16 protein-coding genes are annotated in these 15,768 nt (G+C 28.8%); 11 read left to right on the top strand and 5 right to left on the bottom strand.

Annotated elements, in window-relative coordinates; translation table 11 throughout:
• Positions 1–22 precede the first annotated feature (22 nt).
• The 4 genes from ACOQN8_RS06090 (at position 23) to ACOQN8_RS06105 (ending at position 6,707) form a co-directional block, all read left to right on the top strand.
• Complete coding sequence (locus tag ACOQN8_RS06090; RefSeq protein ID WP_420552010.1) at positions 23–3,325, top strand: DUF4175 family protein; 3,303 nt, start codon at positions 23–25, stop codon at positions 3,323–3,325.
• 91 nt (positions 3,326–3,416) lie between these two features.
• The gene (gene ybeY, locus ACOQN8_RS06095) at positions 3,417–3,833 is read left to right on the top strand and encodes an rRNA maturation RNase YbeY (RefSeq protein ID WP_235274505.1); all 417 of its coding nucleotides are present in this window, start codon (positions 3,417–3,419) and stop codon (positions 3,831–3,833) included.
• 28 nt (positions 3,834–3,861) lie between these two features.
• Positions 3,862–5,739: a tRNA uridine-5-carboxymethylaminomethyl(34) synthesis enzyme MnmG gene (gene mnmG / locus ACOQN8_RS06100; protein ID WP_420552011.1), complete on the top strand. Its 1,878-nt coding sequence runs from the start codon at positions 3,862–3,864 to the stop codon at positions 5,737–5,739.
• Positions 5,740–5,849: 110 nt separating this feature from the next.
• On the top strand, positions 5,850–6,707 hold the full coding sequence (locus ACOQN8_RS06105) for a class I SAM-dependent methyltransferase (RefSeq protein WP_420552012.1): 858 nt from the start codon (positions 5,850–5,852) through the stop codon (positions 6,705–6,707).
• 142 nt (positions 6,708–6,849) lie between these two features.
• Here the strand turns inward: ACOQN8_RS06105 and ACOQN8_RS06110 are convergent, their stop codons facing one another.
• A complete protein-coding gene (locus tag ACOQN8_RS06110; RefSeq protein WP_420552013.1) occupies positions 6,850–7,248 on the bottom strand; it encodes a DoxX family protein in 399 nt (132 codons plus the stop codon).
• A gap of 127 nt (positions 7,249–7,375) precedes the next feature.
• Between ACOQN8_RS06110 and ACOQN8_RS06115 the strand changes: the two genes are divergently transcribed.
• Both ACOQN8_RS06115 and ACOQN8_RS06120 read left to right on the top strand, forming a co-directional pair.
• Positions 7,376–8,293, top strand: a complete 918-nt coding sequence (locus ACOQN8_RS06115) for an SPFH domain-containing protein (protein ID WP_420552014.1) — start codon at positions 7,376–7,378, stop codon at positions 8,291–8,293.
• 3 nt (positions 8,294–8,296) lie between these two features.
• The gene (locus ACOQN8_RS06120) at positions 8,297–8,614 is read left to right on the top strand and encodes a heavy metal-binding domain-containing protein (protein ID WP_420552015.1); all 318 of its coding nucleotides are present in this window, start codon (positions 8,297–8,299) and stop codon (positions 8,612–8,614) included.
• Positions 8,615–8,665: 51 nt separating this feature from the next.
• Here ACOQN8_RS06120 and ACOQN8_RS06125 read toward each other — a convergent pair whose 3' ends face one another.
• The 3 genes from ACOQN8_RS06125 to rnr form a co-directional block, all read right to left on the bottom strand.
• A complete protein-coding gene (locus ACOQN8_RS06125; protein WP_150898058.1) occupies positions 8,666–8,854 on the bottom strand; it encodes a Sec-independent protein translocase subunit TatA/TatB in 189 nt (62 codons plus the stop codon).
• Between the two features lie 34 nt (positions 8,855–8,888).
• Positions 8,889–9,566 carry a head GIN domain-containing protein gene (locus tag ACOQN8_RS06130; protein WP_420552016.1) on the bottom strand — a complete coding sequence of 226 codons (678 nt, stop codon included), beginning with the start codon at positions 9,564–9,566 and terminating at the stop codon, positions 8,889–8,891.
• 91 nt (positions 9,567–9,657) lie between these two features.
• The gene (rnr, locus tag ACOQN8_RS06135) at positions 9,658–11,853 is read right to left on the bottom strand and encodes a ribonuclease R (RefSeq protein WP_420552017.1); all 2,196 of its coding nucleotides are present in this window, start codon (positions 11,851–11,853) and stop codon (positions 9,658–9,660) included.
• A 116-nt stretch (positions 11,854–11,969) separates the two neighbouring features.
• Between rnr and ACOQN8_RS06140 the strand changes: the two genes are divergently transcribed.
• The 5 genes from ACOQN8_RS06140 (at position 11,970) to ACOQN8_RS06160 (ending at position 15,194) form a co-directional block, all read left to right on the top strand.
• The gene (locus ACOQN8_RS06140) at positions 11,970–12,884 is read left to right on the top strand and encodes a diacylglycerol/lipid kinase family protein (RefSeq protein WP_420552018.1); all 915 of its coding nucleotides are present in this window, start codon (positions 11,970–11,972) and stop codon (positions 12,882–12,884) included.
• Positions 12,885–12,955: 71 nt separating this feature from the next.
• On the top strand, positions 12,956–13,123 hold the full coding sequence (locus ACOQN8_RS06145; protein WP_175578598.1) for a hypothetical protein: 168 nt from the start codon (positions 12,956–12,958) through the stop codon (positions 13,121–13,123).
• A gap of 661 nt (positions 13,124–13,784) precedes the next feature.
• Positions 13,785–14,219: a ribose 5-phosphate isomerase B gene (gene rpiB, locus ACOQN8_RS06150; RefSeq protein ID WP_150898054.1), complete on the top strand. Its 435-nt coding sequence runs from the start codon at positions 13,785–13,787 to the stop codon at positions 14,217–14,219.
• Positions 14,220–14,244: 25 nt separating this feature from the next.
• Positions 14,245–14,682, top strand: coding sequence for a GNAT family N-acetyltransferase (locus tag ACOQN8_RS06155; RefSeq protein ID WP_420552019.1), 438 nt, complete (start codon positions 14,245–14,247; stop codon positions 14,680–14,682).
• An 11-nt stretch (positions 14,683–14,693) separates the two neighbouring features.
• A complete protein-coding gene (locus ACOQN8_RS06160; protein ID WP_420552020.1) occupies positions 14,694–15,194 on the top strand; it encodes a GNAT family N-acetyltransferase in 501 nt (166 codons plus the stop codon).
• On the opposite strand, the gene ACOQN8_RS06165 is transcribed toward ACOQN8_RS06160, so the two are convergent.
• Complete coding sequence (locus ACOQN8_RS06165) at positions 15,191–15,766, bottom strand: pseudouridine synthase (RefSeq protein WP_420552021.1); 576 nt, start codon at positions 15,764–15,766, stop codon at positions 15,191–15,193. The two genes, ACOQN8_RS06160 and ACOQN8_RS06165, sit on opposite strands and share 4 nt — an antisense overlap.
• Positions 15,767–15,768 lie beyond the last annotated feature (2 nt).

A 15,768-nucleotide genomic window follows, 5' to 3' on the forward strand; every position in this document is an offset into this window, starting at 1 on the left:
AAATAGTACTTTTATAGTTGATATGGAGAAATTTAATATAATAGAACAGAAGTTACTACAATTTAGTAAAAAATACTACACGAATGAATTAATAAGAGGAAGCATATTATTTGTTTCTTTAGGGTTAATATATCTTTTCTTTACCCTATTCATTGAATACTTTTTATGGCTTAAACCTAATGCAAGAACCATCTTATTTTGGTTATTTATTGCTGTAGAACTATTTCTATTTTTCCGTTTTATTTGCTTTCCTATTTTTAAAATTACTGGTTTACAAAAAGGAATTTCTTTTGAAGATGCTTCAAAAATTATCGGAAATCATTTTCCTGAAGTTAAAGACAAACTTTTAAACGTTCTTCAATTAAAAGAAAATAGCGATAATTCTGATTTATTATTAGCTAGTATAGAACAAAAATCAAGTGTATTACAACCTATTTCTTTTAATAAAGCAATAGACTTTAAAAAGAATAAAAAATATTTAAAATACGCTTTAATTCCTCTTTTAATTTGGGGCTTTACTTTTTTAACTGGAACAACAAGTAAACTTTCACAGAGTTTTAATCGTATGGTAAATCATTCTGTTGCTTATACACCTCCAGCTCCTTTTTATTTTAATTTAACTTCTAAAGATTTAAATGTAATTAAAGGGAAAGACATTACTGTATATATTCAAACAACAGGGGAGGTGATTCCTCAAGAAGCTAAAATCCATTTCAACAATCAACAATATTATTTAGAGAATGAAGGTAACGGTCTTTTTTCTTACACATTTGTAGAAGTTCAAGAGGCTATTAGTTTTTATACAAGCGCAAATGGTATTGAATCGAATACATTTAATTTATCTGTTATAAACACTCCATCTATTCAAAACATCTCTTTAAACTTAAAATATCCAGCTTATACTAAAAAGAAAAATGAGACGATTGAAAACACGGGAAACATAAATGTTCCACAAGGAACAATTGTTCAATGGAAGGTAAAAACAACTGAAACCGATACAGTTAGTTTACTACTAAATCAAAAACGTTTTAATTTTTCTAAAGAAAACTCTGATCTTTTTCAATTGAATAAACAATTGAAAGAATCAATCAATTACCAGATAACAACTACTAATAAAAATTTAAAAGATTACGAACAGTTACAGTTTTCTATTGATGTTACTAAAGATGAATTTCCAACTATAAATGTGAATTCAAACATAGATAGTATTAGTAGAGGTAATGCTCAATTTGTAGGACAGATTTCAGACGACTACGGCTTTAAAAAATTAGAGTTAGTGTATTATGATAAAAACAATATTAGCGAATCTAAAAACACTTTAATAAACATAAACAAGAATAATATTCAGACTTTCTTTTTTGAGTTTCCAAACAAATTAGACTTAAAAGAAGGAGTTAATTATGAAATGTATTTTCAGGTTTTTGACAATGATATTATTAACGGAAGTAAAAAAGCTATTAGTAGAAAGTTTTCATACAGACAGAAAACATCTAATGAAATTGAAAACGAATTATTACAAGAACAACGTAATTATATTCAGAATTTAGAGAACTCATTAAGCAAGCAAGAAAAGAGTAAAAAAGAATTAGAGAAGATTCAATTCGATCTGCAAAACAAAAAGAATATTAACTGGAATGATCAGAAAAAAATTAAAAATTTAATTAAGCGTCAAGACCAGTATAAAGAAATGATGCAACGTCAAGCTCAAAAATTACAAGAGAATTTCTCTGAGAAAAAAGAGAAAAACGAAACACTTCAAGAGAAAAAAGAAGACTTAAAAAAGAGAATAGAAGAGCTAAAGAAATTAGAAAAGCAACAAAAGCTATTAGATGAATTAAAGAAGCTTGCAGAGAAGCTTAACAAGGAAGAGCTAATTAAAAAAACAAAAGAATTAGCAGAACAAAATAAGCAACAAGAAAAAAGTTTAGAGCGTATTTTGGAAATGACCAAACGTTATTATGTAGAACAAAAGATGCAAAAAGTTGCTGACGATATAAACGATTTAGCAAAAAAACAAGAAGAGCTTAATAAAAAAGAAGCAACAAAAGAAGAACAAAACAAAATCAATAAGGAGTTTCAAAAGATTAAAAAAGATCTTGATGAATTAAAAAAAGATAACAACAAATTAAAAGCTCCTATGAAACTTCCATCTTTAGAAAAACCTTCTGAAGAAATCCAAAAAGAATTAAACAACGCAGACAAAAAGTTAGATAGCGGTAAACAACAAGAGGCAAAAGAAAACCAAAAAAAGGCAGCTAAAAAGATGAAGCAAATGAGTCAAAAAATGCAAGACTCAATGCAACAAATGAGCGCCGATATGGAACAAGAAAACATGGAAGGTTTACGTCAAGTATTAGAGAATTTAATTACATTTTCTTTTGACCAAGAAAGACTAATGAATATCTTTTCAAGTACAAATTCTTCTCATCCAAACTTTGGTAAAAACTTACAAAAACAACATCTGCTTAAAACTTATTTTGAACACATAGATGATAGTTTATTTGTATTATCAATGAAATCTCCAAAGATATCTTCTAAGGTTCAAGATCAACTTGCATTAGCTCATTATAACTTAGATCAATCATTAGAAAACTTTGCAGATAATAAATTTAGAAATGGTATATCAAATCAACGCTATGTAATGACTTCTGCAAACACATTAGCAGACATGTTAAGTAATGCTTTAGACGCTATGCAAAATCCATTACCTGGTAGTGGAAAAGGGAAAGGGAAAGGCAAATCTTTTAGCTTACCAGACATTATTCAAAAACAAAATGAATTAATGGAAAAGATGAAGAATGGTATGAAAAAGAAAAATCAAGGAAAACCTAAAGATGGAAAAGATGGAAAGAAGGGTGGAGACAAAGGCAAAAAAGAAGGTAAAAACGGAGAACAAGGCGAAGGCTTAGATGGTGAATTATATCAAATATATAAAGAACAATCTCAACTAAGACAACAATTAGAAAACGCTATTAAAGAAGGTAACGATTCAAATGGAAAAGCTAAGCAAGCTTTAAAAGAAATGGAGCAGTTAGAAAATGAAATTTTAGAAAAAGGTTTTACACAACAAAGCATTAATAGAATGCAACGATTAAACTATGAATTACTAAAATTAGACAAAGCTACCTTTGAACAGAATCGTGATAAGAAACGAAAATCAAACACCAACTTACAAGAATTTAATAATAGTTCTACCAAAGAATTAAAATTCAAAAAGCTGTTTTATAACCAAACAGAGATATTAAACAGACAATCACTACCTTTGCGCCAAAATTATAAAAAGAAGGTTCAAGAGTATTTTAGCCTTCCTAAAAACGAAAAGTAATAGAGTCAATTTAGTATTTAAAACAATACTTTTTATTTATTAAATTGATTTATTACTTAATTAATAAATTAATTATCCTGATAAATAAAGAATGATTGACTTTAATTACGAAACCAATTTTCAGTTAGAAAGCGAAGAAAAAACTTCTAAATGGATTCAGAGCTGCATAGAAGAAGAAGGCTTTGAATTAGGCGAAGTAAACTATATATTTTGTGACGATTCTTACTTACACAAAATAAACGTCGAGTTTTTACAACACGATACTTTTACTGATATAATTAGTTTCGACTACACACTTGGTAAATTAGTTGGTGGAGATATTTTTATCTCAATAGAACGCGTAAAAGAAAACGCTGACTTATTTAAAACTTCTTTCGAAAACGAATTACACCGAGTAATTATTCACGGTATTTTGCACTACATGAAATACAAGGATAAAACAGAAGAAGAGAAAGAAATTATGCGAAATAAAGAAAACGACTGTTTAAAGAAATTAGAAAATAATTAAAACCGTTCCACGTGGAACTGAATATAAAATGAGTTTATTTAATACAACATACGATGTAATTGTAGTAGGAGGAGGACATGCTGGAAGTGAAGCTGCAGCCGCAAGTGCAAACATGGGTGCACACACACTTCTAATTACAATGAACTTGCAAAACATAGCTCAAATGAGTTGTAACCCTGCTATGGGTGGAATTGCCAAAGGACAAATAGTTCGTGAAATTGATGCATTAGGAGGTTATAGCGCTATCGTAACCGATAAAACAGCTATCCAATTTAAAATGCTAAATAAATCGAAAGGACCTGCTATGTGGAGTCCAAGAGCTCAATCTGATAGAATGCAATTTGCAGAGTGTTGGAGAAATATGCTTGAGCAAACTGATAATTTAGATTTCTATCAAGATTCTGTAAACGGTTTAATCTTTGAAGGAGATAAAATTGTAGGAGTAAAAACCGTATTAGGATTACACATAAAAGCTAAAACAGTTATTGTAACAGCAGGAACTTTTTTAAATGGTTTAATTCATATAGGAGATAAAACATTTGGTGGAGGAAGAGCAGGAGAAGGTTCTTCTACAGGAATTACAGAAGATTTAGTTTCTAAAGGATTTGAATCTGGAAGAATGAAAACTGGAACACCTCCAAGAGTAGATGGACGATCTTTAGATTATACTAAAATGACGGAGCAACCAGGAGATGATAATCCTGAGAAATTCTCTTATTTACCAGTTACAAAAACATTAACTAAACAACGTTCTTGTTATTTAACTTACACGAATCCTAAAGTACACGATTTACTTAGAGAAGGTTTTGATCGATCTCCAATGTTTAATGGAAGAATTAAATCTACAGGACCTCGTTACTGTCCATCAGTAGAAGATAAGATTAATCGTTTTGCAGAAAAAGAACGTCACCAAATATTCGTTGAACCAGAAGGATGGAACACAGTTGAAATATATGTAAATGGTTTTTCAACTTCTTTACCTGAAGATGTTCAAGATAAAGCTATACGATCTATCGAAGGTTTTGAGAATGTAAAATTCTTACGTTACGGTTACGCTATAGAATACGATTACTTTCCTCCAACACAACTAAAACACAACTTAGAAACTAAGTTAATTGAGAACTTATTTTTTGCTGGGCAAATAAACGGAACTACTGGGTACGAAGAAGCAGCTGCTCAAGGATTAATGGCAGGAGTAAATGCTGCTCTTAAAATTCAAAAAAAAGAACCATTTATTTTAAAAAGAAGTGAAGCTTATATCGGAGTTTTGATTGACGATTTAATTACTAAAGGAACAGAAGAGCCTTATCGTATGTTTACTTCAAGAGCAGAATACAGAACTCTTTTAAGACAAGATAACGCTGATTTACGTTTGACAGAAAAATCATTTCAATTAGGTTTAGCTTCTCAAGAAAGAATGGATAGAGTAGAAGAGAAGAGAAGAAAAACTAAAGATGTTATTAATTTCTTAGAAAACTTAAGTGTAAAGAAAGAAGAAATCAATCCAATTTTAGAAAGCAAAGGTTTAACTTTAATCAACCAATCAATGAAACTTTTTAAAATTGCTGCTAGACCTCAATTAAGTATTAACGATTTTAAATCAATTGCAAAGCTTGAAAATTATTTTACAGAAAATAATATCGATTCTGAAATTATAGAGCAAGTAGAAATACATTTAAAATATTCTGGATATATAGAGAAAGAAAAAAATAATGCTGACAAATTAAACAGATTAGAAAATGTTCCAATACCTTCTAGTTTTGATTACAGCAAAGTAAAATCTTTATCATTTGAAGCAAGAGAAAAATTATCTAAAATACAACCTACATCAATTTCTCAAGCTAGTAGAATAAGTGGAGTATCTCCAAGCGACATATCAGTTCTATTAGTTTATATGGGTAGATAAAATATAACTAAAAATAAAACGTTCCATGTGGAACGTTTTTTCTTTTTACGTAATATTGCAAATAATTAAACTTACGTTCCACATGGAACAATATCAAAAAAATATAAAACTTGAATAACAAAAAAGAGTTGTATAAAGATTTAAAACCTTTTTTAAATTGTATTGATTACACAGTTTCAAAAGAAAGTTACGAGGTAATGCTTAATGAAGAATATGACATGTTAGTAACCTCTCCTGTTCCATCAAATTTAGAAACATACTATTTAAGCGAAGAGTACATTTCACATACCGATAGTAAAAAAGGATTTATAGATAAAATATATCAGTTAGTAAAAAACTACACACTTAAGAAAAAAATAAAATTAATTAATTCATTCAATACCGAATCAAAAACAATTTTAGATATAGGAGCAGGTACTGGAGATTTTTTAAAAGTATGTAAAGAAAATAATTGGGAGATAAAAGGAGTAGAACCTTCTGATAAGGCTCGTAAAATTGCAGAAGAAAAATTAATTAAATTGCATGAAGGAATTACAGAGATAAAAAATACTAGTTTTGATGTAATTACTTTGTGGCATGTTTTAGAACATATTCCAAATTTAGTAGAATACACGAATCAATTAAAAAAATTATTAAAACCAAATGGTGTATTAATAATAGCTGTTCCTAATTACAAAAGTTACGATGCTGATTATTATAAAGAATTTTGGGCAGCTTATGATGTTCCAAGACACCTATGGCATTTTTCTAAAAACTCTATTCAAAAAATATTTTCTAATATAAACATGAATGTTGAAAAAATACTTCCTATGAAGTTTGATTCTTTTTATGTTTCATTATTATCAGAAAAATACAAAAACAAAAAAAATAAAATTGTTAAAGCATTTTTTGTTGGTTTAAAGTCAAATTTGAAAGCAAAAAAGAATGGAGAGTACTCATCTTTGATGTATATCATAAAAAACAAGTAAAAAACTATTTTAAAGACTATTTAAGGACAGTAAACATAAATAACAATAAAACACCTTGATTAAAAATAAAAACCTCTTAAAACTTACGTTTTAAGAGGTTTTTTAATAAATTATTTTTATTATTAAAATATAATTATAAATTTTAACTATTTAAAATATAAACACCAAAAATTGCAATTATGAAGTAAACTGCTAAAGTCATCGCACCTGCATAATCTTTTGCTAAACGTTGGCCTATTAATAAAAATATTAAAGACAATGCTGCTAATTCAATTCCTAATAAAGCTAAATCTTTTGCACCAGTTGTTGCTAAATTAAAAATACCAACAAGCATAAAAGCACCTGCTAAAATTTCCATCACTAAAATTATAGCTAACAGAATAGGAACAGAATTTTTTAAAGGTGAATTTTTAAAATGGTTTTTGATAAAAGAAAGATTACCATTCCAATCGTTTACTTTATCTATTCCAGATTGTAAAAAAGTAACTGTTAAAAAAAGTAGTATTAAAATTTCGGTGACGTGTGTTTGTATTAGTTCCATATAATTGATTTTTAGCAAATATAATTCATCTCTCTATCTAGTTGTAACATTTTCTAAAAAATGCGTCTTATAACATATATAAGCTATATATTTAAAGAAAAATTACTAACTATTAAAAATTAAAATCATGCCTATTTTCATGTATCCGATTATATTCTTCGGAATAATAATCTTATTATCCTCATTCTTTATTATTAAACAGCAAACTGCTGGTATTATAGAAAGATTCGGTAAATTTCACAGTATCAGACACTCAGGTTTACATTTAAAGATTCCTTTAGTTGATAGAATTGCTGGAAAATTGAGTTTAAAAATTCAACAATTAGATGTTATTGTAGAAACAAAAACTTTAGATGATGTATTCGTAAAGTTAAAAGTATCTGTTCAATATAAAGTTATTAGAGATAAGGTGTATGAAGCATTCTATAAGCTAGATTATCCTCACGATCAAATTACTTCTTATGTTTTTGATGTGGTACGTGCAGAAGTTCCTAAAATGCGCTTAGATGACGTATTTGTAAAGAAAGATGATATTGCAATTGCTGTAAAAGCTGAATTAAATGATGCAATGATGGAATATGGTTACGATATTATCAAAACTTTAGTAACAGATATTGATCCAGATGCTCAAGTAAAAGAAGCTATGAACCGAATTAATGCTGCTGAACGTGAAAAGGTAGCTGCACAATACGAAGGAGATGCGCAACGCATTTTAATTGTGGAAAAAGCAAAAGCTGAAGCTGAAAGTAAGCGTTTACAAGGACAAGGTATTGCAGATCAGAGACGTGAAATTGCACGTGGTTTAGAAGAGTCTGTAGAAGTTTTAAATAAAGTTGGTATCAACAGTCAAGAAGCATCAGCTTTAATCGTTGTAACGCAACATTATGATACATTACAGTCTATTGGTGGGGAAACTAACAGTAACTTAATATTATTACCTAATTCACCACAAGCAGGAAGTCAAATGTTAAATGACATGGTAGCTAGTTTTACAGCTAGTAATCAAATTGGTGAAGCCATGAAAAAAAATAAAAAATCAGAATAAATTATGATTATATCAACAACACATACTATTGAAAATAAGCCAGCTAAAGAATATTTAGGGATTGTTACGGGTGAAACAATTATTGGAGCCAATATTTTAAAAGATTTCTTTGCAGGAATTAGAGATATAGTTGGTGGACGTTCTGGTTCGTATGAAAAAGTTTTACGTGAAGCAAAAGACACATCATTAAGAGAAATGCAAGAGCGTGCTAAAGCTCTTGGAGCTAATGCTATAGTTGGTGTAGATTTAGACTATGAAACTGTAGGACCCAATGGTGGAATGCTAATGGTAACCGCCTCTGGAACAGCCATAAAGGTATAAACAAAAAGCCGATACTTAATTGTATCGGCTTTTTTTATATATAGAAAATAATTATTTCTTTTCTTCTATTTTCTCTTCTCCTTCAGTTTTAGTAGCATCTTTAAACTCTTTAATACCAGTACCTAAACCTTTCATTAGTTCTGGAATCTTCTTACCTCCAAACATTAATAATACTAGTGCTACTACAATGGCAATTTGCCAAGGCCCGATCATTCCTAAAAATATAGTCTGTGAAATCATTTTATATTAAATTTTACAGTACAAAGATACAAAATTAACTTCTCTGTTCTATAACACCACCAATTACTTTTTTATCTTTAAATACTTCTGGTGTTCCTTTATAAAAAATTGATCCTCCAAAAGATACTTTAGCATCTAATGTTTCTCCTGATTGTACTTCTACTTTAGAACCAGAACCAGCTCTTACCATGGTCATATCAGTTACTTCTAATTTATATCCGTGATACATTCCACCTAAGTCAGCATCAACAGTTTGGTTTTTAGATGTGCCTGAAAGCCTTATAACAGCCCCTGAAGAGCTTTTTACCTTTAAATGCTTAACCTTAACCACCATGTTAATAAAAGCTCCTTCTTGAGCCTTTATTTCAACTTGTGATTGTTCTATACCATTACTAGTAATTATTGCTCCTTCATTTGCATCAATTGTTTTTAATGTTGTTGCATAATAAAGTGTAGCTTTTACTTTGCCATCTGCTGTAGTTTCAGGAAACCTTAATGATATTTTTAATGTATTTCCTGATGTTTTAATTTTTACTTTTTCAGCTTTTTCGCCAGTGATAACAATTTTTGATTCATCACTTTTAACAAGCTTAACATCAATACCATTATACACTTTTACGGTAGTGAAATCTCCTAATTTTTTATCAATCGTTGTTTGTGCTGATGCTAAAACGGTCATCAAAAACAAACTCAAAAATGCTAATTTTTTCATTTTAATCGTCATTAGTTAGTTAGTATAACCAAGAATTATACCATTACTATAAAGACAAATATTAAATTTTATTGTTACAAAGTATATAAAATTAATGTGAAATTAGATCAAAATCTAAGTGCTTGCGCTCTAAATCTGTCTTTTTAACTTTAACTACAACATTATCTCCAAGTTGAATCAAATTTTTAGTTGACTGACCTACAATAGCATACTGCTGTTCATCATAGATATAATAATCGTCTTTAATATCTCTAATACGAACCATTCCTTCACATTTGTTTGAAGAAATTTCTACATAAATTCCCCATTCAGTAACTCCAGAAACAACACCTTCAAATTCTTGGTCTTTATGATCCTGCATATACTTAACTTGCATATACTTAATAGAATCTCTCTCAGCTTTAGAAGCTAATTCTTCCATTTTTGAAGAATGTTTACATCTTTCTTCGTAAACTTCTGCTTTTGGTGATTTTCCACCATCTAAATAATGCTGTAATAAACGATGTGTCATTACGTCAGGATACCTACGTATTGGTGAAGTAAAGTGGCTATAGTAATCAAAAGCTAAACCATAATGTCCAATATTTTGAGTAGTATATTCAGCCTTACTCATTGATCTAATGGCTAAAGTTTCAACCATATTGGCTTCACCTTTTCCATGAACATCAGCTAGTAATTGGTTTAAAGACTGAGAAGTAGTTTCTTTACTTTCAGTATTGATCTTATATCCAAACTTACCAATAATGTTTTGTAATGAAGCTAATTTTTCAATATTGGGCTCATCATGCACACGATATACAAAAGTATTCTTAGTTGCTTTTCCTTTAGAAAATCCTATAAACTCAGCTACCTTTTTGTTTGCTAACAACATAAACTCTTCAATAAGTTTATTAGCATCTTTAGATTCTTTAAAGAAAACTCCAGTTGGATTTGCTTCTTCATCTAAATTGAATTTAACTTCAACTCTATCAAATGAAATTGCTCCAGATTTCATACGTTTTTTACGCATTTTCTTAGCAAGTTCATCTAATTTTAAAGTAGCTTCAACTATAGTTTCATCAACAATATATTCTTCTCCTGTAAGCGATACATCAGCTGGAACAATATTATTTTTATTTTCAATAATTGCCTGTGCTTCTTCATAAGCAAAACGTTTATCAGAATAAGTTACTGTTCTTCCAAACCATTTGTTAATAATTTGAGCTTTATCGTTCATTTCAAAAACTGCTGAAAATGTCAATTTTTCTTCGTTAGGCCTTAACGAACAAGCACCATTACTTAACATTTCAGGTAACATAGGAACCACTCTATCAACTAAATAAACGGATGTTGCTCTATCATAAGCTTCATCATCTAAAATGGTTTTTGGTTGTACATAATGTGAAACATCTGCAATATGAATTCCTATTTCATAATTACCATTTTCTAATTTTGTAAATGATAGTGCATCATCAAAATCCTTAGCATCTTTAGGATCAATAGTGAATGTAAGATCACTTCGCATATCGCGTCGTTTAGCAATCTCATCTTCTGTTATTTCTAAAGAAAGCTTTTTAGCATCTTCTTCAACTTCTTTTGGAAATTCATATGGTAAACCATATTCTAATAGAATTGAATGAATTTCAGTATTATGATCTCCTGGTTTACCTAAAACCTCAGTTATTTTACCAAATGGGTTTTTAGAATTTTCAGGCCAATCTGTTATTTTAGCAACAACTTTATCGCCATCTAGTGCATTGTTTAATTTGTTTTGCGATATAAAAATATCAGCATACATCTTAGTACTATCAGGTACTACAAAACCGAAATTTTTATTCATTTGTAAAACTCCAACAAACTCTGTTTTAGCTCTATCTATAATTTCAACAACATCAGCTTCTAACTTATTGCTTCTTCTTTTTTTATAAACATATACTCTTACAGTATCATCATGCAAAGCTTTTCCTAAGTTGACTGAAGGGACAAATATGTCGTTTTCAAAATCATCAGAAATAAAATAAGCATTACCGTTAGAAGTAACATCCAGTGTACCAATATGATACTTTCTATCTTCATTGATTTGATATTTACCTCTATCAATTTCTTTTATTTTTTGACTGGCTGTTAGTTCTGCTAATTTTTTTAAAATTTGAGTTTTTCCATCAGTATCAGAAATTCCCATTTTATTAGCAATTTGTTTATAATTATAAAATTTAGAGCTGTCTTCGTTAAGAATTCTAAAAATGTTTCGGGTAAGATCTTTTATAATTTTCCCTTTTTTCTTGTAGATTTTTTTCTTTCTAGTCATTAATCTTTCGTCTTAAATAAATTTTCCACCAAAGTACGAATAAAATTAGACCTTGTTAATTAAATAAGAGTTATCAATTCTATTTTGTACTTTGTCGCTCCTTAATTTATTCTTTTATGCAAAAATCTTGGTTTGTAATTGTTAATCCTATTGCAGGAAATGGTAATTTTAATGAACTATGGAATGAAATTCAAAAACAATTAAATTATTATCAAATCACTTATCAACATGCTAAAACAACACATTCTAAACATGAATTAGAATTAGTTGAAAACGCTATAAATCAAGGTTTTAAGAATATAATTTCAGTAGGTGGTGATGGTACCTTGCATCATGTTGTTAATGGTATAATGAAACAGAAAATTACTGATCCTAAAGAAATTACAGTAGCTGTAATACCTTTAGGTACTGGAAATGATTGGATTAAAACCTATGGAATTTCAAAAAATATAAAAGAAGCAATAGGTTTGATAAAAGCTGAGAATAAGATATATCAAGATATTGGTTGTATAGAGTTAAATAATGAGCTCTCATACTTTAACAACGTAGCAGGAATAGGCTATGACGGTTATGTTGTTAACAAGTTGAATAAATTAAAACGTTTTGGTGCTATAGCATATTTATTAAGCGGAATTGCTGGTTTATTATTTTATAAAAAGACAACTTTTGCTATAGAAGTTAACAATAAGCTTGTTGAAACGAAGTGTTTAATGACTTTATTTGGTATTTGTAAGTACTCAGCAGGAGGGATGCAACTGACTGATTATAAAGATTCTACAAACGGTTTATTTGACATAACTATAGCTAAAAACCTGAATTTAAGCGACTTAATATTAAACATTAAGAAATTATATAATGGTCTGATAGTCAAACATACTAAGGTAGAAACACATTTATCAAACACATTGTTAATAACTCCAAAATCAAAAAAGGACAAACCATTTATCCAAGCAGACGGAGAATTAATAGGTCATGGAGCCATAAAAGTAACACTCATTCATAAGGCTTTGCAATTCATTGTACCTAAATAAGTTAAATAAATCTTAAGAAAAATGTAACATTTCTTAAAATTTAACGTCTTTATAATAGAAAGTCGTTAATAATGAAAAAATTAAGAAAAATTATCGCTTTATTTTTATTCATCTTTATTACAGGAATTATCGTTACTGTAATAAGCATCAACTCTACGTTGAATAAAAAGACTCCTACTGAATTAGTCAAGGCTAAGGACAGTGTATACCTTATCAAAAAGTTACAGAAAACAGCTTAAGAGCTTTTTCTTATCCAATTATTCTCAATTATAAACAAAACCAGAGTTATAACTTAACGTATAACTCTTTTTTTATTCTCAAAAGAAACATAACTTCATCTAAAATTAGTTTCATCACAAATTTTCAAAAAGAGTTGTTATTAACATATACTATATATTAATAAAAGATATTTTAAAATTTAAAAAAAGAAATGATTGTTATTATAGTGTGTTAATATGTGGAATAAATTTCTGTTTTAATATTTGGAGTTATCACTTATTAAATAAAATAAACAGGTTATTAAGATTATAATTTCTTAGAAATCAATTATAATTTAGAGTTATTAACAAAACTTATAAACAGTAGTTCACTAAAAATTATGAATAGTTAATTTTAATTTCAGTGTAAATAAAGCGTTAATTTTATGTTGATAAATGTTAGTTAAAAACTCAAAAAAAAAGTTGCATAATTAAAGTTGGTTCTTGTATTGTAAAAAAAATGTAAATAATCAAATATTTTTTTGAAAATATACTACCAGTTCTTAACAATTACTTAATATGGTTTAACTCCTTGTTTTTAAAGAGGTTATTAAGAATACCAAAAAAAGCATTGTTAATTACTGTTGATAACCGTGAATAACTGTATTTTTGTAGTTCACAACTAAATTAAAATCAACAAATTATGACAATTGCCATAGGAAATGACCATGCAGGTACTGAATATAAGTTTGAAATCATTAAACTTTTAGAAGAATTAGGACACAAGGTTATTAATTTTGGAACGAATACAAATGATAGTATGGATTATCCTGATGCTATTCACCCCACAGCAGAAGCTGTAGAGGCAGAACAAGCAGAAATGGGAATTATACTTTGTGGAAGTGGAAACGGCGCTCAAATGACTGCAAATAAGCACCAAGGAGTAAGAGCAGCACTATGTTGGAATAATGAATTGGTTGAATTAACACGTCAGCATAACAATGCAAATATTTTAACAATTCCAGCTCGTTTTGTTTCTTTACAACAAGCTTTAGGTTTTGTTAAGATTTTTTTATCTACTGAGTTTGAAGGTGGACGTCATGCGAACAGAGTAAACAAAATACCTACTAATTGTTAATTAGTATAGCATAAGAAATATTTAAGTGAATTTTCAAGTTAAAAAATTTCAAGACTTAACAACTTCAGAACTGTATGCGATTCTTCAATTACGTTCTGAAGTTTTTGTTGTTGAGCAAAACTGTGTATATCAGGATATTGACGGAAAAGATCAAAAAGCATTACATGTTATTGGTATCAAAGAAGGTGCTATAGTAGCTTATGCTCGTTTGTTTAATAGTGGTGAATATTTTGATACACCAAGCTTTGGTAGAGTTATTATAAAGGAAACAGAACGAAAATATGGCTATGGTCACGATTTAATTAAAGCTTCTGTTCAAGCAATTGTTGATAACTATAACGAAACTAAAATTACTATTTCTGCACAAAGTTATCTTCAAAAATTTTATGAATCTCATGGCTTTGAAAAAGAGGGAGTTGAGTATTTAGAAGATGGTATTCCACATATAAAAATGATTAAATAAAACATTGTTACATGTTTATTGAATTTTGTCAAATAGAAATTAACAATAAGGATGTTGTTTTATCTTTATTCAAGGAAGCTGCTATAAAAATTGCCAAGATGAATGTAGATCATTGGCAATACTGGAAAAATCCACCTTTAGAAAAAATTAAATGGGTTGAAGAAGGTATTGAAAATAAAGAGTTTTATTTTATTAAAAATACTGATAATGAGACCATAGGAATGGTAAGGATTTTAGAGGAAGATCTATTGTATTGGGGAAAACAAGAAGATAAATCGTTGTATATCCATTCGTTAGTAGTAAGAGAGCAATTTAATAAAAAAGGAGTTGGAAAAATTATTTTAAATAAAGTAGAAAATTTAGCTCAACAAAAACAATATAAATATTTAAGACTGGATGCAGTTTCAACAAATACAAAACTTTGTAAATATTATGAGAAACAAGGTTTTAATAAGGTTGGAACAAAAGAATTAAAAGATACTGTTAATAACCTTTATCAAAGAGAGGTTTAATCAATTAGTTTTTCAACTTCAATAACTTCTCCAGATTCCATTTTACCTAATTCAATATCACCTACACGAACTCTAACTAAACGAAGTGTAGGAAAACCAACTGCAGAAGTCATTTTTCGAACTTGCCTAAACTTACCTTCTGTTAAAGTAACAGAAATCCAAGAAGTTGGTCCATGACGGTCGTCTCGTATTTTTTTCGAACGTTCAGGAAATTCAGGAGTATCTATCATACTAACTTTGCAAGGTTTAGTCATGTATTTTTTTCCGTCAAAACCAATTTGAACACCGTTTTCTAATTGCTCAATTTCGATAGTTGTTATTTGTCCGTTAACTTGTACATAATATTCCTTTTCAACTTTTCCTCTAGTAGTAATAAAATCACTTACTTTTCCATCAGTTGTTAACAATAATAAACCCTCCGATTTTACATCGAGTCTACCAACTGCCATGGTCTTTTCAGGGAAATCAAAAAGTTCCCCCAATAACTTATGTTTACCACCTTTCTTTTGATTTGTAATAAACTGAGATAGAAAACCATAAGGTTTATAAATAATAAAATGACGGTGTTTCATAA

Origin of the sequence: Tenacibaculum aiptasiae (assembly GCF_965221665.1) — a bacterium.
Classification (GTDB): Bacteria; Bacteroidota; Bacteroidia; order Flavobacteriales; family Flavobacteriaceae; genus Polaribacter; species Polaribacter aiptasiae.

Coding starts and splice junctions, on each gene's coding strand:
- ACOQN8_RS06090 (WP_420552010.1), top strand. CDS start 23: ATGGAGAAATTTAATATAATAGAACAGAAGTTACTACAATTTAGTAAA.
- ybeY (WP_235274505.1), top strand. CDS start 3,417: ATGATTGACTTTAATTACGAAACCAATTTTCAGTTAGAAAGCGAAGAA.
- mnmG (WP_420552011.1), top strand. CDS start 3,862: ATGAGTTTATTTAATACAACATACGATGTAATTGTAGTAGGAGGAGGA.
- ACOQN8_RS06110 (WP_420552013.1), bottom strand. CDS start 7,248: ATGGAACTAATACAAACACACGTCACCGAAATTTTAATACTACTTTTT.
- ACOQN8_RS06115 (WP_420552014.1), top strand. CDS start 7,376: ATGCCTATTTTCATGTATCCGATTATATTCTTCGGAATAATAATCTTA.
- ACOQN8_RS06120 (WP_420552015.1), top strand. CDS start 8,297: ATGATTATATCAACAACACATACTATTGAAAATAAGCCAGCTAAAGAA.
- ACOQN8_RS06125 (WP_150898058.1), bottom strand. CDS start 8,854: ATGATTTCACAGACTATATTTTTAGGAATGATCGGGCCTTGGCAAATT.
- ACOQN8_RS06130 (WP_420552016.1), bottom strand. CDS start 9,566: ATGAAAAAATTAGCATTTTTGAGTTTGTTTTTGATGACCGTTTTAGCA.
- rnr (WP_420552017.1), bottom strand. CDS start 11,853: ATGACTAGAAAGAAAAAAATCTACAAGAAAAAAGGGAAAATTATAAAA.
- ACOQN8_RS06140 (WP_420552018.1), top strand. CDS start 11,970: ATGCAAAAATCTTGGTTTGTAATTGTTAATCCTATTGCAGGAAATGGT.
- ACOQN8_RS06145 (WP_175578598.1), top strand. CDS start 12,956: ATGAAAAAATTAAGAAAAATTATCGCTTTATTTTTATTCATCTTTATT.
- rpiB (WP_150898054.1), top strand. CDS start 13,785: ATGACAATTGCCATAGGAAATGACCATGCAGGTACTGAATATAAGTTT.
- ACOQN8_RS06160 (WP_420552020.1), top strand. CDS start 14,694: ATGTTTATTGAATTTTGTCAAATAGAAATTAACAATAAGGATGTTGTT.
- ACOQN8_RS06165 (WP_420552021.1), bottom strand. CDS start 15,766: ATGAAACACCGTCATTTTATTATTTATAAACCTTATGGTTTTCTATCT.